The 19,807-nt window shown below is 70.6% G+C and carries 18 protein-coding genes and 1 pseudogene; 12 read left to right on the top strand and 7 right to left on the bottom strand.

What is annotated here, in order from left to right; all coding sequences use genetic code 11:
• Positions 1–2,564 precede the first annotated feature (2,564 nt).
• The 5 genes and pseudogenes from HBB12_RS08530 (at position 2,565) to HBB12_RS08510 (ending at position 7,691) form a co-directional block, all read left to right on the top strand.
• On the top strand, positions 2,565–4,607 hold the full coding sequence (locus HBB12_RS08530; RefSeq protein WP_236988949.1) for an NAD(+) synthase: 2,043 nt from the start codon (positions 2,565–2,567) through the stop codon (positions 4,605–4,607).
• A gap of 158 nt (positions 4,608–4,765) precedes the next feature.
• Positions 4,766–5,333 (top strand): annotated as a pseudogene (locus HBB12_RS08525) (cysteine hydrolase family protein).
• A gap of 225 nt (positions 5,334–5,558) precedes the next feature.
• Positions 5,559–5,786 (top strand): hypothetical protein, encoded by a 228-nt coding sequence (locus HBB12_RS08520; RefSeq protein ID WP_236988948.1) that lies wholly within the window; start codon positions 5,559–5,561, stop codon positions 5,784–5,786.
• 117 nt (positions 5,787–5,903) lie between these two features.
• A complete protein-coding gene (locus HBB12_RS08515) occupies positions 5,904–6,293 on the top strand; it encodes a PilZ domain-containing protein (RefSeq protein WP_236992702.1) in 390 nt (129 codons plus the stop codon).
• A gap of 336 nt (positions 6,294–6,629) precedes the next feature.
• On the top strand, positions 6,630–7,691 hold the full coding sequence (locus HBB12_RS08510) for an MBL fold metallo-hydrolase (protein WP_236988947.1): 1,062 nt from the start codon (positions 6,630–6,632) through the stop codon (positions 7,689–7,691).
• 18 nt (positions 7,692–7,709) lie between these two features.
• Here the strand turns inward: HBB12_RS08510 and hslU are convergent, their stop codons facing one another.
• Both hslU and hslV read right to left on the bottom strand, forming a co-directional pair.
• On the bottom strand, positions 7,710–9,023 hold the full coding sequence (hslU, locus tag HBB12_RS08505; RefSeq protein ID WP_236988946.1) for an ATP-dependent protease ATPase subunit HslU: 1,314 nt from the start codon (positions 9,021–9,023) through the stop codon (positions 7,710–7,712).
• Between the two features lie 63 nt (positions 9,024–9,086).
• The gene (gene hslV / locus HBB12_RS08500) at positions 9,087–9,617 is read right to left on the bottom strand and encodes an ATP-dependent protease subunit HslV (protein ID WP_048431164.1); all 531 of its coding nucleotides are present in this window, start codon (positions 9,615–9,617) and stop codon (positions 9,087–9,089) included.
• Positions 9,618–9,831: 214 nt separating this feature from the next.
• Here hslV and HBB12_RS08495 point away from each other — a divergent pair, with 214 nt between their 5' ends.
• The 3 genes from HBB12_RS08495 to HBB12_RS08485 are packed head-to-tail and all read left to right on the top strand — an operon-like array spanning position 9,832 to position 10,760.
• On the top strand, positions 9,832–10,065 hold the full coding sequence (locus tag HBB12_RS08495) for a hypothetical protein (protein WP_236988945.1): 234 nt from the start codon (positions 9,832–9,834) through the stop codon (positions 10,063–10,065).
• Between the two features lie 6 nt (positions 10,066–10,071).
• Positions 10,072–10,212 carry a hypothetical protein gene (locus HBB12_RS08490; protein WP_236988944.1) on the top strand — a complete coding sequence of 47 codons (141 nt, stop codon included), beginning with the start codon at positions 10,072–10,074 and terminating at the stop codon, positions 10,210–10,212.
• Between the two features lie 17 nt (positions 10,213–10,229).
• Positions 10,230–10,760, top strand: coding sequence for a P-loop nucleotide/nucleoside kinase family protein (locus tag HBB12_RS08485; RefSeq protein WP_442919241.1), 531 nt, complete (start codon positions 10,230–10,232; stop codon positions 10,758–10,760).
• A 230-nt stretch (positions 10,761–10,990) separates the two neighbouring features.
• Here HBB12_RS08485 and HBB12_RS08480 read toward each other — a convergent pair whose 3' ends face one another.
• The 5 genes from HBB12_RS08480 to HBB12_RS08460 all read right to left on the bottom strand — a co-directional run bounded on the left by HBB12_RS08480 (position 10,991) and on the right by HBB12_RS08460 (position 15,960).
• Positions 10,991–11,329, bottom strand: a complete 339-nt coding sequence (locus HBB12_RS08480) for a DUF6883 domain-containing protein (protein WP_236988943.1) — start codon at positions 11,327–11,329, stop codon at positions 10,991–10,993.
• On the bottom strand, positions 11,326–11,595 hold the full coding sequence (locus HBB12_RS08475; protein WP_236988942.1) for a DUF4926 domain-containing protein: 270 nt from the start codon (positions 11,593–11,595) through the stop codon (positions 11,326–11,328). The genes HBB12_RS08480 and HBB12_RS08475 overlap by 4 nt, the downstream gene beginning before the upstream one ends.
• A gap of 29 nt (positions 11,596–11,624) precedes the next feature.
• The gene (locus HBB12_RS08470; RefSeq protein ID WP_236988941.1) at positions 11,625–12,728 is read right to left on the bottom strand and encodes an ATP-dependent DNA helicase; all 1,104 of its coding nucleotides are present in this window, start codon (positions 12,726–12,728) and stop codon (positions 11,625–11,627) included.
• The gene (locus HBB12_RS08465) at positions 12,725–14,515 is read right to left on the bottom strand and encodes a cation:proton antiporter domain-containing protein (protein WP_236988940.1); all 1,791 of its coding nucleotides are present in this window, start codon (positions 14,513–14,515) and stop codon (positions 12,725–12,727) included. The genes HBB12_RS08470 and HBB12_RS08465 overlap by 4 nt, the downstream gene beginning before the upstream one ends.
• Before the next feature lie 140 nt (positions 14,516–14,655).
• Complete coding sequence (locus tag HBB12_RS08460) at positions 14,656–15,960, bottom strand: cystathionine gamma-synthase family protein (RefSeq protein ID WP_236988939.1); 1,305 nt, start codon at positions 15,958–15,960, stop codon at positions 14,656–14,658.
• A gap of 239 nt (positions 15,961–16,199) precedes the next feature.
• Here HBB12_RS08460 and HBB12_RS08455 point away from each other — a divergent pair, with 239 nt between their 5' ends.
• The 4 genes from HBB12_RS08455 to HBB12_RS08440 all read left to right on the top strand — a co-directional run bounded on the left by HBB12_RS08455 (position 16,200) and on the right by HBB12_RS08440 (position 19,525).
• Positions 16,200–17,429: an ATPase gene (locus HBB12_RS08455; protein ID WP_236988938.1), complete on the top strand. Its 1,230-nt coding sequence runs from the start codon at positions 16,200–16,202 to the stop codon at positions 17,427–17,429.
• On the top strand, positions 17,426–18,079 hold the full coding sequence (locus HBB12_RS08450; protein WP_236988937.1) for a hypothetical protein: 654 nt from the start codon (positions 17,426–17,428) through the stop codon (positions 18,077–18,079). Before HBB12_RS08455 ends, HBB12_RS08450 begins: the two co-directional genes overlap by 4 nt.
• A gap of 77 nt (positions 18,080–18,156) precedes the next feature.
• The gene (locus HBB12_RS08445) at positions 18,157–19,002 is read left to right on the top strand and encodes an AAA family ATPase (RefSeq protein WP_236988936.1); all 846 of its coding nucleotides are present in this window, start codon (positions 18,157–18,159) and stop codon (positions 19,000–19,002) included.
• 4 nt (positions 19,003–19,006) lie between these two features.
• Positions 19,007–19,525, top strand: coding sequence for a SixA phosphatase family protein (locus HBB12_RS08440; protein WP_236988935.1), 519 nt, complete (start codon positions 19,007–19,009; stop codon positions 19,523–19,525).
• Positions 19,526–19,807: the final 282 nt, after the last annotated feature.

The raw sequence follows: 19,807 nt of genomic DNA, 5'->3' as shown, positions 1-19,807 counted from the left end.
CTCGGGCGGCAAGTCCGCAGAAGGCAAGTCCGCAGAAGGCAAGTCCGCGAGAGCCAAGCCCATGGCCTGGAAATCCAAGGAAAAATGGAAATCCAGGGAATAGAAGTCCGCGGGAGGCATGCCCACGGGCTGGAAGCCCATGAGCGCCAGGTCGATGGCGGACACGTCGCTGGAGGGCAAATCCGCCGAGGACATCCCGCCCCGCGGCATCCCGGCCGACAGCGGCGGCCCGGCAGCCTCGGCCGATTCGCCGGCGACGGGCTCGGCCCGTGAAGCGACCGCCTCCGCAGCGACGGCCCCGGCGGGCGAGACTTCGGCGGGCGAGACTTCGGCGGGCGAGACTTCGGCGGGCGAGACTTCGGCGGGAGGGACCTCGGCGGCCGGCTCCTCGGCAACAGCCTCCTCCGGGTCCGGAACCGGCCGGTTGTCCTGCTCGGCGGCCGTCGAGAGCGGGTGCGTCCAGTCGTGCTGGAGCAGGCGGTCGAGGGTATAGACCGGGCGCGGCGGCAGTGAGCGCAGATGCGAGACGTCGACCGGCACCAGGATGGCGCTGTTCGGCACGTCGAAGATTTGCGGCACATCGAAGATTTGCGGCACATCGAAGACTTGCGGCACATCGAAGGGTCGCGGCACGTCGACGATCTGGGCCGGCAGGGCCGGCGCCTCGGCGACCGCGACCATCTGCGGAACCGTCACGTCCGGCGTGAGCGGCACCGGTTCGGCCGATGCGGCCTCGGGTGCGACGGCGTCGGGAGGGGCGATCCCGGATTCGGCGGGCGATTCCGTCGCGCAGGCGACCGCGACCGGCGCCTCTTCGGCCGGGGAATTCGCAGGCTCGGCGAGGTCCGGGACGGTCTCTTGGACGATCGGCGGAACGGTCTCCTGAGCGATGTCCAGGACGACGGCCTCCGCGACCGCCTCCGCCGTCATGGCGGTGGTCTCGGCGGGCCCCACCATCGCAACGGGCTCGGCGGAGGAGGCCGCCGACTCGACGAGCGAACCGGTCTCGGGCGCGCCATCGCCGGCCACGGCCTCCGCGGGCTCCGGCATGGCGGGCTCCGGCACGGCCTCGGACCTGACGATCTCCTCCTGCGAATGGCGCAGCAGGTGGTCCGGCGTGCGGGTGAAGCGCACGCCCGGCGGCAGCACGTAGGGCTGGCGCCACAGGGGCACGGCGGCGGCCGCCGCGGCGGCCTCGGCTTCGGCGCGGGCCGCTTCGGCCTCGACCCGGGCGGCCTCGGCGGCCGCGAGCTCGGCTTGCGCAAGGGCGGCGGCCTCGGCCTCGGCGGCGCGCAGGGCCTCTTCCTTCTCCCGCAGGACCTGCTCGCGCCGGCGGTGGCGCGCCTGCAGCACGTGGTCGGGCGTGCGGGTGAAGCGCACGCCGGTCTCGGCGGGACGCTGAGGCGAAAGATCCTGCAGCGAGGCTTGCGGCGCCGGACGGGACCGCGGTTCCGGGACCGCGGCGGACGGCTCCGCGTCGCGGCGGCGGGCGCGGGTCAGCACAGCCCGGGCCGGACCGGCCGGGGGAATCGGCATGGTCCAGCCGCCCTCGGGGGTGAGGGCCGGGTCCGGTGCCCAGGTCGAAGCGCGGCGCGGCGCCGAGGCCTCCGGGGCGACCATGACGGCCGGGGGCGCGAAGAGATCGGGCTCGGCCGTGAGGACGGGTTCGATGAGGACGGGGTCGGACGCGCGCGCCCGGGCCGGCTCGACCGGCGGCACGACCGCTTCGGGCCGGAGGGACACGAATTCCTGCTGCAGAGGATCCTGCAGCCGTGGATCCTGCAGCTGGGGCTCTTGCAGCCGGGGATCTTGCAACCTGAGATCTTGCAACCTGGGATCTTGCAGCCTGAGGCCTCGGGAATCCTGCGGCCAGGCCTGCTGGTGCGGCGCCTCTGCAGCACCGGCGAACTCTCCCTCGTGGCGGGCCCGCGGACCGCCATGGACCGCGGCCACCGAAGGGGCCGGGCGGACGGGGGGCGCTTGCCAGGACGACGAGGCCGCATTCGGCATCGGAGCCTGCATCAGCGCCGGATCGGGCGCCCAGCCTTCCGGGACAGCCGTCCGCGCCGGGCGCGGGGCGGGGTGGGCCGCCGGGGCGAACGGGCTCTGGCTCCACGGCTCAGGGAGCGCCGGGGGCATGCCGCCGGGCTCCGGCGCGTCGGGGCGCACCAGGGCGTCGGCCATCCAGCTCGGCGTGGCGCGCCGGCTCAAGGTGTAGTCCCGCTGGGCGGGCGGGGGCGCGGGAGGCGCGAAGCGGCGGGCCAGGAGGGCCCGCAGGCTCATCACCGTCTGGGCGAGGACGCCGAGGGGGCGCTCCCGGCGCTCCGGCGTGCGGAGATGGTCGCGCACCCGCTGGGGCGCACGCGGCGAGGAGTCGGAGAAGGGTGGCCGTCCCGATTGTCTCATGATGCCGAATGACTGTGTGGGCGGCCCGCGGCCGCGTACGTCGCACCAGTTAGGCATGTCATCGTTAACGCCCGATTAGGCACGGGCACCGGTACCGGGCGGCGCGCGGGCGCGTTAAGGAGCAGGGGCAATTCCGGCGAGAAGGGGCTGCCCGCGCGATGTTTCGATCCCTCTACCGGCACGGTTTCGCCCGGGTCGCGGCTTGCGTCGGCCGCAGCCACATCGCCGATCCGGAGGCCAACGCGGCCGAGATCCGGCGCTTGGCCGAACGGTGCGACGCGGACGGCGTCGCGGTGGCGGTGTTTCCGGAACTCTGCCTGTCGGCCTACGCCCTCGAGGACCTGCTGTTGCAGGAGACGCTGCTCGAGCGGGTCGAGGCGGCGCTCCTCTCCCTCGTCGAGGCCAGCCGCGCGCTGATGCCGGTCCTCGTGATCGGCGCGCCGCTTCGCCATCGCAACCGGATCTACAACACCGCCGCGATCGTCCATCGCGGCCGGCTGCTCGGGGTGGTGCCGAAGAGCTACCTGCCGAACTACCGCGAGTTCTACGAGAAGCGCCACTTCGCCTCCGGCGCCGGGGTGACGGGCGAGACGATCCGCCTCGGCGAGACGGAAGCCCCGTTCGGCACCGACCTGCTGTTCCCGGCCGAGGACCTGCCGGGCCTCGTCCTCGGGGTCGAGATCTGCGAGGACATGTGGATCCCGGTGCCGCCCTCTTCGCTCGCGGCACTCGCCGGCGCGACGGTGCTCGCCAACCTCTCGGGCAGCCCGATCACCATCGGGCGGGCCGAGAGCCGCACGCTCCTGTGCCGGTCGGCCTCGGCGCGCTGCCTTGCGGCCTACATCTACGCCGCGGCGGGCCCGGGCGAATCGACCACCGATCTCTCCTGGGACGGCCAGACCGCGATCTACGAGGACGGCGAGGTGCTGGCCGAGGGCGCGCGCTTCCCCGCCGAACCGCAGGTGACGCTCGCCGATATCGACCTCGACCGGCTGCGCCAGGAGCGGGCCCAGATGGGCAGCTTCGAGGACAATGCCAGGGAGGCGCTGCGGACCGCGCCGGCCTATCGCAGGGTGCCGTTCCGGGTGGCACCGCCCGAGGCGGATCTCGGCTTCCACCGCACGGTCGAGCGCTTCCCGTTCGTGCCGGCCGATCCCGCCCGCCTCGCGCAGGATTGCTACGAGGGCTACAACATCCAGGTCGCCGGCCTCGCCCAGCGCCTCCAGGCGATCGGCACGAAGCGGGTGGTGATCGGGATCTCGGGCGGGCTCGACTCGACCCACGCGCTGATCGTGGCGGCCCGTGCCTTCGACCAGCTCGGCCTGCCGCGCTCGGACATCCTCACCTACACGATGCCGGGCTTCGCCACCTCGGACGAGACCAAGGCCAACGCCCACCGGCTGATGGCCTCGCTGGGCACCCGGGCGGCCGAACTCGACATCAGGCCGGCCGCCCGGCAGATGCTCGCCGATATGGGCCACCCGTTCGGGCGCGGCGAGGAGGTCTACGACGTGACCTTCGAGAACGTGCAGGCGGGCTTGCGCACCGATTACCTGTTCCGGCTCGCCAACCAGCACGACGCGATCGTGATCGGCACCGGCGACCTCTCGGAACTGGCGCTCGGCTGGTGCACCTACGGCGTCGGGGACCAGATGTCCCATTACGCGGTCAATGCCGGGGTGCCCAAGACCCTGATCCAGCACCTGATCCGCTGGGTGATCGCCTCGGGGCAGTTCTCCGACGAGGTCGGCCGTACCCTGGAGGCGATCCTGGAGACCGAGATCTCGCCCGAGCTGGTGCCGGCACGGGAGGGCGAGACGATCCAGAGCACCGAATCGAAGATCGGCCCCTACGCGCTCCAGGACTTCAACCTGTTCTACACGCTGCGCTATGGCTATCGGCCCTCGAAGATCGCCTTCCTGTCGCTGATGGCCTGGGAGGATGCCGGGCGCGGGCCCTGGCCGCCCGGATTCCCGGAGGCGAAGCGGGGAGCTTACGCCCTGCCGGAGATCCGGGCCTGGCTGACGGTGTTCCTGCGCCGCTTCTTCGGCTTCAGCCAGTTCAAGCGCTCGGCCCTGCCGAACGGGCCGAAGGTGGCGGCGGGCGGCGCCCTCTCGCCCCGGGGCGACTGGCGCGCACCCTCGGACGGCAATGCCCGGATCTGGCTCGACGAACTGGAGCGCAACGTCCCGAAGGGGTGAGCCAAGAAACCCCAATGAGGTGTAAGCGTCGGTCGGGCCCCGGGGACACGAAGAGCCCCGCGCCGGGAGCCCGACCCCGCATGGCTGCCACACCCACCGAGATCGACGCCCTGCCGAACGGTCCGCCCGACGGGCGCGCGGTGCATGTCTGCGTCGACATGCAGAACCTCTTCGCGCAGGCGACCGCCTGGCACATGCCCTGGATGGATCGGGTGCTGCCGCGGGTCCTGCACCTCGCGAGCGCCGTGCCGGAGCGCACGCTGTTCACCCGCTTCGTCCCGGCGCGCTATCCGGGCGAGGGGCGGGACTGCTGGAAGCGCGACTGGGAGCGCTGGGCCGAGATGACGGTGGAGCGGCTCGGGGAGGAGATGGTCGGGCTGGTGCCGGACCTCGCCGCGATGACGCCCCCGGCCGAGGTCGTCGACAGAGACCGTCTACTCGCCCTGGATGGAGCCGGGCCTCGAGGCCTGCCTGCGGGGGCGACGGGCCGAGACCCTGGTGATCACCGGCGGCGAGACCGATGTCTGCGTGCTCGCCACCGTGCTCGGCGCGGTCGATCGCGGCTACCGCATCGTGCTCGCCACCGATGCTGTCTGCTCCTCCTCCGACGAGACCCACGACGCGATGATGACGCTCTACCGGCAACGCTTCGGCCAGCAGCTCGAAGTGGCGACGATCGACCAGATCCTGCACAATTGGAATCGATCGCAGTTGCCGGCAGGATGATGCAGCGCAGCATCCGGTGTCCCGCGCGTGTCGGCATTCATTCTCATGTCTTTCCGTGGTTCCCCGTGCGCACGATCTCGTGATCATATCGCTTTCCGGCGGTCAGGACCTAGCGTCATGGCCGAGATTGCGGTGGCACCCGGCGCCACGGGCTGACATAGTCTCGGCCCAATCAGCCGTTAGCGAATGGACGCCATGGCAGCACCTGCGAGCGGAGGCGATCCGATGCGAAGCTACAACCTGTTCTGCCTGAAAGGTCTCGACGGCCTCGTTTGCGCGGTGCCGGAGGATTACGCCGTGCCGGCCTTCGTCACCGAGGCGCGCTGGGCCTTCGGCGGCAAGCTCGACGGCAGCACGCCGGAGCCCACCGGCTTCGACGGCACGGCGGCCGCGACCGCGGTGCGCTTCAACGGCTTCTACCTCTTCCAGAGCATGGCCTCGGCCCAGGGTTGAAGCATCATGTTCCGCGCGACTCGGCGATCACGGCGAACCTTCCTTAAAGGTCTGTGAGGCAGTCTCGCGGGCATCCGAAACCCGCGAGGCCGAACGGGGCTGGCCGCCATGTCCGACATGTCCGAGCTGCGCAGGGAAACCCGCCTGCGGACGTTCCTGAAGGGACGCATCGTCTTCAACAACGGCAATTCCAGCATGGATTGCCTGGTCCGCGACATCTCGGCCTCGGGCGCCCGGCTGATGCTCAGCGAGACCGCGACCCTGCCGAATGGTTTCGACCTCATCATCCCGGCCAAGGACCGCACCCACAAGGCGACCCTGCGCTGGCGCAAGGCCGACAGCATCGGGGTGACCTTCGCGGAAGAACCGGCCCGGCCGACGCCTGCCGGGGCCGAGGTCACCCCGGCGGCGCTGCTCGCCCGCATCCACGAACTGGAGGCCGAGAACGCCACCCTGCGCCGCCTGCTGAAGGAGGCGGAGGTGATGGCGCTGGAGCGCAGCCTCTGACGTACTGCCGCTGTCCCGAACATGACGAAGGGCCGCCCCGTTGCCAGGGCAGCCCTTCCATTGCCGAACCGCGGTCCGACGTGTCGATCTGTCAGGATCTCACCGATCCTGGAGTGTTCGTCGTACGCTCAGGCCGTGAAGCCGGAGGCGACGATCCAGGTCCGGCGCGCAGACGACCGCGGCTGATGACAATGAGACACTGGATCACCTCCTTCCTGTTGTTGCCGATGATCCGAACATAACCATCACCGAGGATTGTGCAATGCGATCAGGGCGCGGCGAAGGGTCCGCGCCTCCCCACCTTGACTTCGGCCATCATTCGCTCATCTCCCCGGCATGAAGAATCGTGGCTTCCTCAAGCTCGCCAGCGCCATGACCGTGATGACGCTCGGCGGCGTCGGCTACGCGGCGCACAAGCGCAGCCGCAACCCGTATTACCGGGGCCCGGTCAGCGACCATTTCGACGGCGTGCGGTTCTTCTCGCCGGGGCAGCCGCAGGACAAGGGCTTCGGCGAGGTGGCGCGCTGGCAGCTCGGCGGCGGCCGGGAGGCCTGGCCGGCGAGCGTGCCGAGCCCGTTCCCGCAGGACGCGCCGCCTGAGCGGGTCGATGGATTGCGGGTCGTCCATATCGGCCATGCCAGCCTGCTGATCCAGGTCGCGGGCCGCAACATCCTGGTCGATCCGGTCTACGCCAAGCGCGCGAGCCCGGTCGGCTTCACCGGGCCGAAGCGCGCCAACCCGCCGGGCATCGCCTTCACCGCGCTGCCGCCGATCGACGCGGTGCTGATCACCCACAACCACTACGACCATCTCGACGGGCCGATCCTCGCCCGGCTCTGGGCCGAGCACGCCCCGACCTTCGTGGCGCCGCTCGGCAACGACGCGATCCTCCGCACCTACGACGCGACGATTCCCGTCGAGACCCGGGACTGGGGCGGCTCGGTCGATCTCGGCGGGGGACTCGTGGTTCACCTGGTGCCGGCCACACATTGGTCGGCCCGGGGCGTGAACGACCGGCGCATGGCGCTCTGGTGCGCCTTCGTGCTCACCACCCCGCAGGGGGTGCTCTACCATGTCGGCGATACCGGCTACGGCGACGGGGCGATCTTCCGGGACGTGCGCGCGCGCTTCGGCGCGCCGCGGCTCGCCACCCTGCCGATCGGCGCCTACGAGCCGCGCTGGTTCATGCAGCCGCAACACATGAACCCGGAGGAGGCGGTGCGGGTCTTCCAGGAGGTCGGGGCCGAGCAGGCGCTGGGCCACCATTGGGGCACGTTCCGGCTCACCAACGAGGGCCCGGGCGAACCGGCGGAGGCTTTGGGGCGGGCGCTGGCGGCGGCCGAGGTGCCGACGGAGCGGTTCTTGCCACTCAGGCCGGGGCAGGTCTGGGGCGGATAGGATCCGCCCCGGCAGGCTTCAGAGGATGAACCGGCTCAGATCGGCATTCTGCGCCAGGCTCTCGACCCGGTCGCGGACGTAACCCGCATCGATCGTCACCGTCTCGCCGGAGCGGTCGGGGGCCGTGAACGACACGTCGTCGAGCACCCGCTCCAGCACGGTCTGGAGCCGGCGCGCCCCGATATTCTCGACCGAGGAATTCACGTCGACGGCGACCTTGGCGAGCGCGTCGATGGCGTCGTCGGTGAAGTCGATCGTCACGCCCTCCGTCGCCATGAGCGCCACCGCCTGCTTGGTCAGGCTCGCCTCGGTCTCGGTCAGGATGCGGCGGAAATCGTCGACGGTGAGCGGGCTCAGCTCGACGCGGATCGGCAGGCGGCCCTGCAACTCCGGCAGCAGGTCGGAGGGTTTCGAGACGTGGAAGGCGCCGCTGGCGATGAACAGGATGTGGTCGGTCTTCACCGGCCCGTGCTTCGTCGCCACCGTGGTGCCCTCGATGAGCGGCAGGAGGTCGCGCTGCACGCCCTCGCGCGACACGTCGGCACCGGAGCGGCCCTCCCGGGCGCAGATCTTGTCGATCTCGTCAAGGAAGACGATGCCGTTGTCCTGCACGTCGCGAAGCGCCTCCTGCACCACGCTGTCCTGGTCGAGGAGCTTGTCGGATTCCTCGCTGATCAGCGGTGCGTAGGCGTCGCGCACGGTCATCCGCCGCGGCTTGCCTTTCTGGTTGCCGAGCGCCTTGCCGAGCATGTCGCCGAGATTGATCGCCCCCATGGCCGCACCCGGCATGCCCGGGATCTCGAACATCGGCATGCCCTGGGGAGCGCCGGCTGCCAGCTCCAGCTCGACCTCCTTGTCGTCGAGCTCGCCGGCCCTCAGGCGCTTGCGGAAGGCGTCGCGTGTCGCCTGGCTGGCGGTCGGGCCGACCAGCGCGTCGAGCACGCGGTTCTCGGCCGCGGCCTCCGCCTTGGCCTGGACGCCCCGGCGCTTCTCGTCGCGCTTGAGGCCGATGCCGATCTCGACGAGGTCGCGCACGATCTGCTCGACGTCGCGGCCGACATAGCCCACTTCGGTGAACTTCGTCGCCTCGACCTTCAGGAACGGCGCCCCGGCGAGCCGCGCCAGGCGGCGCGAGATCTCGGTCTTGCCGCAGCCGGTCGGGCCGATCATCAGGATGTTCTTGGGCGCCACCTCCTCGCGGAGCGGGCCCTGGAGCTGCTGGCGGCGCCAGCGGTTGCGCAACGCGATCGCGACCGCGCGCTTCGCATCGCCCTGGCCGACGATGTAGCGGTCGAGCTCGGAGACGATTTCGCGGGGGGAGAAGGTGGTCATGGGGTACTTCGCGGGGTTCTTCGCGGGAACTCGCAGGCGGGTGAGAGAGGAAGCGGGCCGCGCTCAGGCGGCGTCCAGGCTCTCGATCACCAGGCTGCCATTCGTATAGACGCAGATCTCGGCGGCGATCCGCATGGCGCGGCGCACGATCGCCTCGGCGTCGAGGTCCTGCTCCTCCAGCGCCCGGGCGGCGGCGAGCGCGTAGTTGCCGCCAGACCCGATCGCCATCACGCCGCCCTCGGGCTCCAGCACGTCGCCAGCACCGGAGAGCAGCAGGCTCACATCCTTGTCGGCGACCAGCATCATCGCCTCGAGGCGGCGCAGGTAGCGGTCGGTGCGCCAGTCCTTGGTGAGTTCCACGCAAGCCCGGGTGAGCTGGCCCGGATACTGCTCGAGCTTCGCCTCCAGCCGTTCGAACAGCGTGAAGGCATCGGCGGTGGCGCCGGCAAAGCCCCCGATCACCGAGCCCTTGGCGAGGCGGCGCACCTTGCGGGCATTGCCCTTGACGATGGTCTGGCCGAGGCTGACCTGCCCGTCACCCCCGATCACCACCCGGCCGCCCTTGCGCACCATCAGGATCGTCGTCGCATGCATGCGGGGGGCGCCCCCCGCGTCGTCGTTGGCCAAGGATGTCTCTCCGGGGCAGGCTGTCTTTGTCGTGCTGCGGCGTAGGTGGGGGTTCCCGGGGCGTTCGTCCAGCCGGGGGTAGGGTGCGGAGCGGAGATCCTGGTGTCCGGCGCCTACCTGACGCAGGGTGATGTGATACGATAGCGCGAAACGACACTCGGTCGCTCCCGCCGGACATCCGATGCCTCACGGCGACCCGAAGCACCGCGCGAAACGATTCAACGAGGGAGCCAAGCTGCTCGCTTCCCTGTTCAACTCACTGGCCATCGCCGTCTTCGGCGCGACCTTCGTGATTCCGATCGCGCAGGGCCGATACGATGTTTTCGCCCATGGCGGAGGACTTCTCCTCGTCGCGGGCGTATGCTTCCACCTCGCCGGTCAGGCTGCGCTTCGATTTCTCAGGGCAGAGGACTGACAAACGATGACCACCGCTTACGCATGGCAGATCCTCGGCGTGAGCGCCGCGCTGATCGCCGGCGGTCTGCTCGCTCTCAAGGTCGCGTCGAATCGTTACGACCGCAAGACGCGGGAGATCGAGCAGCGGCAGGCCGCCGGCGAATAAGGTCGGAGCGAGGACCGATGCCGAGGAGCCTCGCGATGCTGATCGTGTTCGCCGGCCTGCCCGGGACCGGGAAGACCACCATCTCCCGCGCCGTCGCCCAAGCCCTCGCGGCGACCCATCTGCGCGTCGACGTCATCGAGCAGGCGATCCGGGATGCGTGCGTGCTGGCCGGCCCAGTCGGCGCGTCCGGCTACGCGGTGGCGCAGGCGCTCGCGGGCGCGAACCTGAGCGACGGGCGGGTCGTCGTGGCCGATTGCGTCAATCCGGTCACGGCCAGCCGCGAGGGCTGGCGGGCGGTGGCCGCCCGGGCCGCCGTGCGGCTGATCGACGTCGAGGTCGTGTGCTCGGACCATGAGGAGCATCGCCGCCGGGTCGAGGGGCGGCTCTCCGACATTCCCGGCCTCGTCCCGCCCTCGTGGGAGGCGATCCAGCGCCTCGACTACGCGCCGTGGGACCGGCCGCGCCTCGTCATCGATAGCGCGGTGTTGGCGCCCGCGGAGGCCGTGGCCGCCGTGCTTGAGTTCGTGGCGCAAGACGGACCGGCATGAGACCCGGGCGTCGGACCATCCAGACCGGCCTTCGCGACGGACGCATCCAAGCGCCGGCGCGCCTCGGCCTTTATCTCGGCCATGGTCTCCCATGGGCTCGATCCACTCTCAAGGCCTTCTCGGATCAGCCTCCGCAAGTGCTCGGCCGCATCGTCGTGCAGGGCTTCAACCAGGATACATCTCCCCCGGCTCACTTCACTCTGCATGCTGCTTGACCGGTGCTCATCGCGTCAGGTGAGCGGCACGGCGGTGACGAGACGCCACATCGCTCCGTCCTGCCATTGCCAGACACTGCGGACCCGTGGCAGGCGGCCGTCCGGCGTCTCCATCGGTCCCTCGACGATCATCCGGCGGTAGGGTCCGTTCTCCACGGGGCGCAGAATGCACCGAGCGTCGGTGGCCTGCACGATGAGGGCTTCCGCCATGATCTCGGGCTGGATGGGATCGAAGCCGAAGGCCAGGAAGAACCGTGCTTTCGGGCCGCCTTTGGGATGATCGACATTCAGCAAATAATGAACGAGATTGCTGCCGGGTACCTCGAGGGCAGGCCGCCACCCGTCCTCGCTCAAGGCACCGAGCGTCCGACGCGCACGAGATCGGCGGCCTTCACCGTCGCCAGTGCCCCCATCGGCTCCGGAAACTCGACGTCATAGGCTTCGCCCGCGTTCCATACGGCGACGACCGTGCCCTCGGTACCGGCGGCGATCGTGTCCCCGTCATCGGTCGTCACGTCGGTCGTGATCCGGACATCGTCGAGTTCCCGGAGCAGGGCGCCGGGCTCGGCCTTCCGCAAGGTATAGGACACTTCGATCGACATGCCGGCAGGGTAGCGCACGAAGGCGGATGCGCAAGGCGTTCCGCGCGCTACACCACCACGGTGATCGTCTCCGCCGCCCGGGTCAGCGCCGTGTAGAGCCAGCGCGCCCGGTGCTCGCGAAACGCATAGGATTCGTCGAACAGCACCACCTTGTCCCATTGCGACCCCTGCGCCTTGTGGACGGTGAGGGCGTAGCCGTAGGTGAACTCTTCCGTCTCGCGCCGCAGGATCGCCGGCACCTCCTCCTCGCTGCCGGCGATGACCGAGCGCAGGACCCGGATGTCCTGGGGCTTGCGCCGGAGCGCCGGATCGTCCTCCGGCACCACGTCGAGCCGCACGAGGTCGGGGCGGGGGGCGGCGCGCAGGGCCTGGACGGTCCAGGTCGAGCCGTTGAGCAGGCCCTTGGTGCGGTCGTTGCGCAGGCAGACCAGCTTCTCGCCCACCGCCGGCATCGGATCGACGTGGCCGATCAGCTCGCGCATGCGGCCATTGTAGAGCCGCCGGGTGCGGTTCATGCCGACCAGCACCTGATCGGCAGCGAGCACCGTCGCGGGGTCGATCTCGCGGCGCGGGATCACCCGGCTCTCGCCATAGGCGCCGAAATCGAGCCGTCCGCCCTCCCGCACCGTCATGGCGAGGCGCACGATCGGGTTGTCGGCGGCCTGGCGGTGGACCTCCGTGAGCATCACGTCGGGCTCGGCCTCGGTGAAGAAGCCGCCGCCCTTCACCGGCGGCAGCTGCGCCGGATCGCCCAGCACCAGCACCGGCGTGCCGAAGGAGAGAAGGTCGTTGCCGAGGTCGCCGTCGACCATCGAGCATTCGTCGATGACGACGAGAGCCGCCTTGCTCACCGGCCCGGTGCGGTTGAGGGTGAAGGCCGGCCCGCCCTCGGTATCCTCTCGGGTGCGGTAGATCAGGCTGTGGATGGTGGACGCATCCGGGCAGCCGCGGGCGCGCATCACCGAGGCCGCCTTGCCGGTATAGGCGCAGAACAGCACCCCGCCCTCGACGTCCTCGGCGAGGCGCTTGGCCAGGGTGGTCTTGCCGGTGCCGGCGAAGCCGAACAGGCGGAAGACCTGCGGGCTGCCGCGCTTCAGCCAGTCCGACACCGCCTTGAGCGCCGCTTCCTGCTGCGAGCCGAGACCCGTCACGGCGCCTTCCCCACGGTGCGGCGGGCCTGGAAGGCGGGGGCCGGCGGCGCCTCCTTGCGGCGCAGGATCGCCCGGAACTCGTCGCGGCGCTCGTGGATCGAGGCGATGACGAGGCCCATCGGCACCCCGACATCGACCAGCACGGCTTCCGAGAGCTGGAGCGAGGCCTCGATCGTCTCGGGCACGGCATCGTCGACGCCCATCTCGTAGAGGGCGGTGGCGTGGCGGGCGTCGCGCGCCCGGGCGACGATGGTGAGGTCCGGCCGCTCGGCGCGGGCGGAGGCCACCACCGCCTCGACGGCGCGGGGCTGGTCGAGGGTGACGACGAGCGCGCGGGCGGTGTCGATGCCGCAGCGGCGCAGCAGGTCGGGATTGGCCGAATCGCCGAAATAGACCGGGTTGCCGAGGCGGCGCTGGTCGGAGACGCGGGCGGCATCCATGTCGAGGGCGATGTAGGGCACCTTGTGGCGGGCCAGCATCTCGGCGACGAGCCGGCCGACCCGGCCGTAGCCCGCGACGATCACCCGGCCGGGCTGGCGCTCCGCCGGGGGCGGCTCGGCCCGGGCCCGGCCCAGCGAGGTCCGGTCGATCCGCCGGCCGAGGCGGCGGGCCAAAGCCGCGAGGCCCGGGATCATCACCATCGTGGCGGTGGTGACGACGAGCGCCGCCTGGCCGAGATCCTCGGGCACCAGCCCGGCGGCGAGCGCGCTGCCGACGAGCACGAAGGCGAATTCGCCGCCCGGCCCGAGCAGCAGGGCGGATTCGAGCGCCACGGCGCGAGGCAGGCGCAGCGCGGTGCCGATCGCGACGATCACTCCGCCTTTCAGGACGAGAAGCCCGAGGGCGAGGCCGAGGATGGTGAGCGGCGTCTTCATCAGGACCGCCGGATCGATTCCCATGCCGACCGAGACGAAGAACACCCCGAGCAGCAGGCCCTTGAACGGGTCGATCGTCGCCTCGATCGCCCGGCGATACTCGGTCTCGGCGAGGAGCAAGCCCGCCACGAAGGCGCCGAGCGTCATCGACAGCCCGCTCGCCGCCGCGACCAGGGCGGTCGCCGCGATGACGAGGAGGCAGGCCGCCATGAACAATTCGGGGCTGCGGGTGCGGGCGACGAGCTGGAACAGCGGCCGCAACCCCAGGCGTCCGGCGACCACCAGCAGCCCGAGCGCTACCGCCGCCTGGCCGAGCGCGAGCGCGAGCCCCGTCACCGCGTCGCCGTCCTTGCGGCCGAGCACCGCGATGGCGAACAGGACGGGCGCGACGGCGAGATCCTGGAACAGCAGCACCGCGAAGCTCGCCCGGCCGGCGGGCGTGTTGAGCCGCTTCTGCTCGGCGAGCACCGGCAGCACGATGGCGGTGGAGGAGAGCGCCAGCGCCAACCCGACCAGGATCGCGGCGATCGGCGAGACCTCGAGCGCCATCAGCACCGCCCCGACGAGGAGGCTCGACACCACCACCTGCAACGAGCCGAGGCCGAAGACGAGGCGGCGCAGGATGCGCAACCGCTCCCAGGACAGCTCGACCCCGATCATGAACATCAGAAACACCACGCCGAGCTCGGCGAGATGCGCGATCTCGGTGCGGTTCGAGATCGTCACGGCGCCGAGCCACGGCACGGTCTCGGTCAGCCGCCCGAGGCCCGACGGCCCGAGGAGCGCGCCCGCCCCGATGAAACCGAGGACCGGGCTGACGCGCAGGCGATGGAACAGCGGCACCACGATCCCGGCGGTGACCAGGAAGAGGATGACCTCCTTGTAGGAGCCGGAGACGGCGTGCTCGGTCATCGGGAGCGGCGGGGCCTCGATCTTCGCGGATGAGGGAGCCCCGCCGCGGGAATCGGGCGGGGCTCGGGGCGGCCATCATGCGGAGGGGGCCCGCCGGGGCAAGCCGAAACGGGCCCGAAATGCCGCTTTGGGGCCGCTTTTCAGCCCAGGGTCGCGAGCGCCGCCTCCAGGTCCGCCGCCAGATCCTCCGGATGCTCGATACCGATCGAGACCCGGATCGTCGCGTCGGTGACCCCGAGCCGGTCGCGCACCTCCTTCGGTACCCCCGAATGGGTGGTCGACGCCGGGTGGCTGGCGAGCGATTCGGTGCCGCCCAAGCTCACCGCCAGCTTGAACAGCTGGAGCGCGTTGAGGACCCGGAACGCCTCCGGCTCACCGCCGGCCACGTCGAACGAGAAGGTCGAGCCGGGCGCGGCGCATTGCGCCGCGTAGACCCGGGCCGCGCCGGAGCCGGGTTCGAGATGGCCGAGATGGTGCAGCCGCGTCACCTTCGGGTGGTCGCGCAAGCGTTCGGCGATGATCTCGCCGTTGCGGTTGGCCTTCTCCATCCGGAGCGTCAGGGTCTCGAGCGAGCGCCCGAGCATCCAGCACGAATGCGGATCGAGCTGGGTGCCGATCGCCGAGCGCAGGAGCCGCACCGGCTTCATCCGGGCCGCCGCGCCGAGCGCCGCCCCGGCGATGAGATCGGAATGGCCGCCGACATATTTCGTCAGCGAGTAGACCGAGATGTCGGCACCAAGGCGCAGCGGGTGCTGGAAGAGGGGGCCAAGCAGGGTGTTGTCGCAGACCACCACCGGCGCCGACCCACCCTGATTGGTGCCGATCCGGTCGGCGGCCCGGCGCACCAGTTCGAGATCGACCAGGGTGTTCAAGGGGTTCGACGGCGTCTCGACCATCACGACGCTGACGCGCCCACCGCTCTTGCGCGCCATCGCCTCCGCGGCCTCGGCCGCCGCCGTGATGCTGCCCTCGTCGGTGCCGTCCTGGAAACCGACCGCACCGATCTGGAAGCCGGAGAGCGTCTTGGCGATCAGCGTCTCGGTGCCGCCATAGAGCGGCTGGGAATGCAGCACCACGTCGCCGGGCCGGGCATGGGCCAGGATCACCGTGGCGATGGCCGACATGCCCGACGAGAACAGGAGCGCGGCCTCCGCCTCCTCGAACACCGCCAGGCGGTCCTCGACGATCTCGCTGTTGGGGTGGTTGAACCGCGAATAGACCAGGCCCGCCGCCTCGCCGGCCGGCGGCTCGCGCCTGCCCGAGACGTAATCGAAGAACGCCTTGCCGTGCTCGGCGGAGGTGAACACGAAGGTCGAAGTGAGGAAGACCGGCGGCTTCACCGCCCCCTCCGACAGGGCGGGATCGTAGCCGTAGCCGAGCATCAGGGTCTCAGGCGCCAGGCGGCGGTTGCCCAAACGGTCCTTGTGGTAGCGGTCGTCCGACATGCGGGGCCTCGCTCCGGTCTGGCGACGCCGTCGCGGCGTCGAATCGGCGCGACGACCGCGCCGCAAGCGAGTTCTAACGCCACTCACGGCGTTTTGCGGTGCGTAAACCGCATCTCGGACGCTGCGCCGCGGCAAGCTCCGCTCGCCCAGGGCGCATTTTCGGCGCAAAACCCGCATAGCGTGAAGGATTGAGATTCCGTGTACGCGGCCGCTCCCGGGCGGCCGGACGAGGAGCCGAGATGGGCCGACAGCCTCCCGATCGGGTGGTGGTGCGCGAGAAGCGCGCCTGGACCGACGAGACCGACGCCTGGAAGCAGGAGCGGGCGATCCGCAAGGGTTACCGCATCCGCTGGGGCTACGTGGCCATCGCCTACCTGGTCGAGGCGCTGGTGATCTGCACCTCGCTCGCGGGGGCATTCTTCTTCGCCGAGACCTATGCCAACCCCAACGACCAGAGCTTCTGGTTCATGCTGCTGGCGCCGATCGTCTACGCGGCGATCGAGCTGTGCCGGGTGCCGCTCGGCATCCTGATCCGGGTCCAGCGCGACTGGCTGATCAAGTCTCTCGCGATCGTCGGCATCGTGATGGCGGCGGGCGTGACCACCAAGTCGGTGTCGCAGCTCGGCGAGATGATGTTCCATCCCCGCCTCGCCGAGGCCTCGAAGGCCCGCACGATCCTGAAGGAAGCCGAGGCCGACCGCGGCACGATCGACAACCGCATCGCCCAGGCCGATGCGAGGGTGGCGCAGTACACGGCGGAAGCCGCTTCGCTCGAGAAGCGCGCCACCGAGGCCTCGGCCCAGCTCGCCGGCCTGCCGGGCCAGCGCTGCGAGCGCCTGTCGGGCACCAACAGCCGCGGCAAGCGCTACAATTACCTTCGCTGCGTCACCGATCCGCGCACCGCCACCATCGCGGGCAGCCTGAAGGGTGCCGCCGACGAGCGGGCGGTGGTGGCCAAGAACCTGGCCGAGGCCCGCGCCGCCCGGGCCCAGCTCGACCGCGCCGCCGCCGACCGCCGGGTGACGGAGGCCGAGGGCGCCTACCGCGACGCAGTGCGGCGCTCGCAGCTGCACTCCTTCACCGCGATGGTCTACGGCGCCGATCCGATCGACGTCACCGACCAGCAGGTCCACGCCTTCCTGCGCATCTTCGTCTTCGCGCCGGCGCTCTGCGCCGCCTTCGCCTCGACGCTCTTGGCGCTCTGCGCCGTGCAGGTGCGCAAGACCTATCGCGACGAGGACGACCTCGACGCGATGATGCACGCGGAGGGCGTGCCGCTGCTCCTCAACCAGATGGCCGAGAGCGCGACCCAGATCCAGGACGCGCAACGGGCGATGCGCGAGGCCGCGGTGGCCTCGGGCGCCGCGATCCCCCTCGACCAGCGCCGCTCGCCGACCGTGCCGCAGGCCGGCACGCCGCCGGCACCGCCGACCCGCGACGACGACCGCATCGAGAGGCCGAGACCGTGAGCTACCTCGCACCGGGCACGCCGGAGAACGTGGCGCTCGCCCAGCACGTCAACGGGCGCCTGCGGGCCGAGGCGCGGATCTCCAATGCCCGCGCCTTCCTGTTCCGGGCGATCGGGCTCGGGGCCTTCCTGGGGCTCGCCGGCGCCGGGCTGGGGGCCGCCTTCTACGGCTACGCGACGATGAACGAGGTCGGCAACGCCTCCGACACGCTCGCCAAGGCCCTGACCCAGGCCCTCGAGACCACGACGCTCAAGACGAGCGGCGAGGTCCGGCTGACCGACAACACCCTCAAGATCGAGGGCGGATTGCCGGCGGCGAAGGGGCGCCCGGACGTGGCCTCGCTCACCGGCAACCAGGGCAAGTCCGAGGCGCCCGCCAACGCCGCCGTGCGCACGAGCTTCACGGTGTTCAAGACCGTGCCCTATCTCGACGGCACGATCGTCACCGGCTGGAACTTCAAGGGCGACGAGCAGAAGCCCGAGAAGCAATATTGCTACGTGACCCGGCCCCAGACCTTCGGCGACGGCGCCACCTCGAACCAGACCACCGTGGCGATCGACGGCGAGTTGCTGCCGCAACCGGCGCGCTCCGAGGTGAATTTCGCGGTGATCGCCCGCAGCTGCGTGTGGTTCGATCCGTCGAAGCTGTGAGACCGGCGGGGCTCGCCAGCGCGGCCTGCGCCGCATAGGTTCCGGTCAACAACCCCATAGGACGCGACGCGAGCCCGATGCGATTCACCGGAACCGAGAACTACGTCGCCACCGGCGACCTCACCGTCGCGGTCAACGCCGCCATCACCCTGGAGCGGCCGCTCCTCGTCAAGGGCGAGCCGGGCACCGGCAAGACCGTGCTGGCGGAGGAGATCGCCCGCGGGCTCGGGGCGCCCCTGCTCACCTGGCACATCAAGTCGACCACCAAGGCGCAGCAGGGCCTCTACGAGTACGACGCGGTCTCGCGCCTGCGCGACTCGCAGCTCGGCGACAAGCGGGTGTCGGACATCGCCAACTACATCCGCCGCGGCAAGCTGTGGGAGGCCTTCACCGCGCCCGAGCGGCCGGTGCTCCTGATCGACGAGATCGACAAGGCCGATATCGAGTTCCCGAACGACCTCCTGCTCGAACTCGACCGGATGGAGTTCCACGTCTACGAGACCGGCGAGACCGTGCGGGCGGCGCGCCGCCCGATCGTCATCATCACCTCGAACAACGAGAAGGAACTGCCGGACGCCTTCCTGCGCCGCTGCTTCTTCCACTACATCAAGTTCCCGGACGCCGACACGCTGAAGGCCATCGTCGACGTGCATTATCCGGGCATCAAGCAGCGCCTGGTCGAGGAGGCCCTGCGGGTGTTCTTCGAGGTGCGCGAGGCCCCGGGCCTGAAGAAGAAGCCCTCGACCTCGGAACTGCTCGACTGGCTGAAGTTGCTGATGGCCGAGGATATCGGCCCCGAGCAGTTGCGCGAGCGCGATCCCCGCAAGCTGATCCCACCGCTGCACGGGGCGCTCCTGAAGAACGAGCAGGATGTCGGGCTGTTCGAGAAGCTCGCTTTCCTGAGCCGCCGCGAGGGACGCTAGAGCCATGCGCCGCCTGATCCTCTTCCGCCACGCCAAGTCCGACTGGCCCGAGGGCATGGCCGATGCCGACCGGCCGCTCGCTCCCCGCGGCCGGGAGGCCGCGCCCAAGATGGCGGCCTACCTGGCCGCGGAGGGTTTGATCCCGGACCGGGTGCTGGTCTCGCCGGCCCGGCGCACGAGAGAAACCTGGGACCTCGTCAGGCCGGCCCTCGGCGCGGTGCCGGACGAGACCGTGCCGCAGATCTACGAGGCCCCGGTCTCGCGCCTCCTCGACGTCGTGCATTCCATCCCGGACGAGGCCGCGACAGCCCTGATGATCGGCCACAATCCGGGCTTCCAGGACCTCGCCCGGCTGCTCTCCCGGCCGAGCGAGGCACGGCGGGCCCTGACCAAGAAGTACCCCACGGCAGCGGTCACGGTGATCGACCTGGCGGTGGACTCGTGGACCAAGGTCGAGGCCGGGGAGGGGGATGTCGAGCGGTTCGTGACCCCGAAGAGCCTCGGGCACGGCGAGGACGAGTAGGCGAAGGGGCGGTGCCGTCGTCGGTGTGATCGAAACGGGGCCGTTCGGGAAAGGCGCGGGTTTCCCCCTCTCCCCGCGGGCGGGGAGAGGGCCGTGTCACCGTGCAGGTGACGCGGCGAGCGCAGGCGAAGCCGGAGCGAGGGTGAGGGGGTCTCGACGGATGAGGCTCCTCCGGAAACGCCCCCTCACCCTCGCCCTTCGGGCTCCCTGAGCCCCTTCGGAGCTCAGGCCTCTCCCCGCCCGCGGGGAGAGGAGGAAACCCGCACCACCCGCGTCGGAACG

The sequence above is a fragment of the Methylobacterium sp. SyP6R genome, assembly GCF_019216885.1.
Lineage (GTDB): Bacteria > Pseudomonadota > Alphaproteobacteria > Rhizobiales > Beijerinckiaceae > Methylobacterium.
Note: the sequence above shows the minus strand (reverse complement) of the source record. Positions and strands in the feature narration are given on the sequence as shown.

What these genes read in the sequence shown, in the direction of transcription:
- HBB12_RS08485 (WP_442919241.1), top strand. Translation starts at nt 10,230, where the DNA reads ATGCCGAGGAGCCTCGCGATGCTGATCGTGTTCGCCGGCCTGCCCGGG.
- hslV (WP_048431164.1), bottom strand. Translation starts at nt 9,617, where the DNA reads ATGCATGCGACGACGATCCTGATGGTGCGCAAGGGCGGCCGGGTGGTG.
- HBB12_RS08455 (WP_236988938.1), top strand. Translation starts at nt 16,200, where the DNA reads ATGGGCCGACAGCCTCCCGATCGGGTGGTGGTGCGCGAGAAGCGCGCC.
- HBB12_RS08445 (WP_236988936.1), top strand. Translation starts at nt 18,157, where the DNA reads ATGCGATTCACCGGAACCGAGAACTACGTCGCCACCGGCGACCTCACC.
- HBB12_RS08460 (WP_236988939.1), bottom strand. Translation starts at nt 15,960, where the DNA reads ATGTCGGACGACCGCTACCACAAGGACCGTTTGGGCAACCGCCGCCTG.
- HBB12_RS08465 (WP_236988940.1), bottom strand. Translation starts at nt 14,515, where the DNA reads ATGACCGAGCACGCCGTCTCCGGCTCCTACAAGGAGGTCATCCTCTTC.
- HBB12_RS08520 (WP_236988948.1), top strand. Translation starts at nt 5,559, where the DNA reads ATGCGAAGCTACAACCTGTTCTGCCTGAAAGGTCTCGACGGCCTCGTT.
- HBB12_RS08510 (WP_236988947.1), top strand. Translation starts at nt 6,630, where the DNA reads ATGAAGAATCGTGGCTTCCTCAAGCTCGCCAGCGCCATGACCGTGATG.
- hslU (WP_236988946.1), bottom strand. Translation starts at nt 9,023, where the DNA reads ATGACCACCTTCTCCCCCCGCGAAATCGTCTCCGAGCTCGACCGCTAC.
- HBB12_RS08515 (WP_236992702.1), top strand. Translation starts at nt 5,904, where the DNA reads ATGTCCGAGCTGCGCAGGGAAACCCGCCTGCGGACGTTCCTGAAGGGA.
- HBB12_RS08440 (WP_236988935.1), top strand. Translation starts at nt 19,007, where the DNA reads ATGCGCCGCCTGATCCTCTTCCGCCACGCCAAGTCCGACTGGCCCGAG.
- HBB12_RS08490 (WP_236988944.1), top strand. Translation starts at nt 10,072, where the DNA reads ATGACCACCGCTTACGCATGGCAGATCCTCGGCGTGAGCGCCGCGCTG.
- HBB12_RS08530 (WP_236988949.1), top strand. Translation starts at nt 2,565, where the DNA reads ATGTTTCGATCCCTCTACCGGCACGGTTTCGCCCGGGTCGCGGCTTGC.
- HBB12_RS08495 (WP_236988945.1), top strand. Translation starts at nt 9,832, where the DNA reads ATGCCTCACGGCGACCCGAAGCACCGCGCGAAACGATTCAACGAGGGA.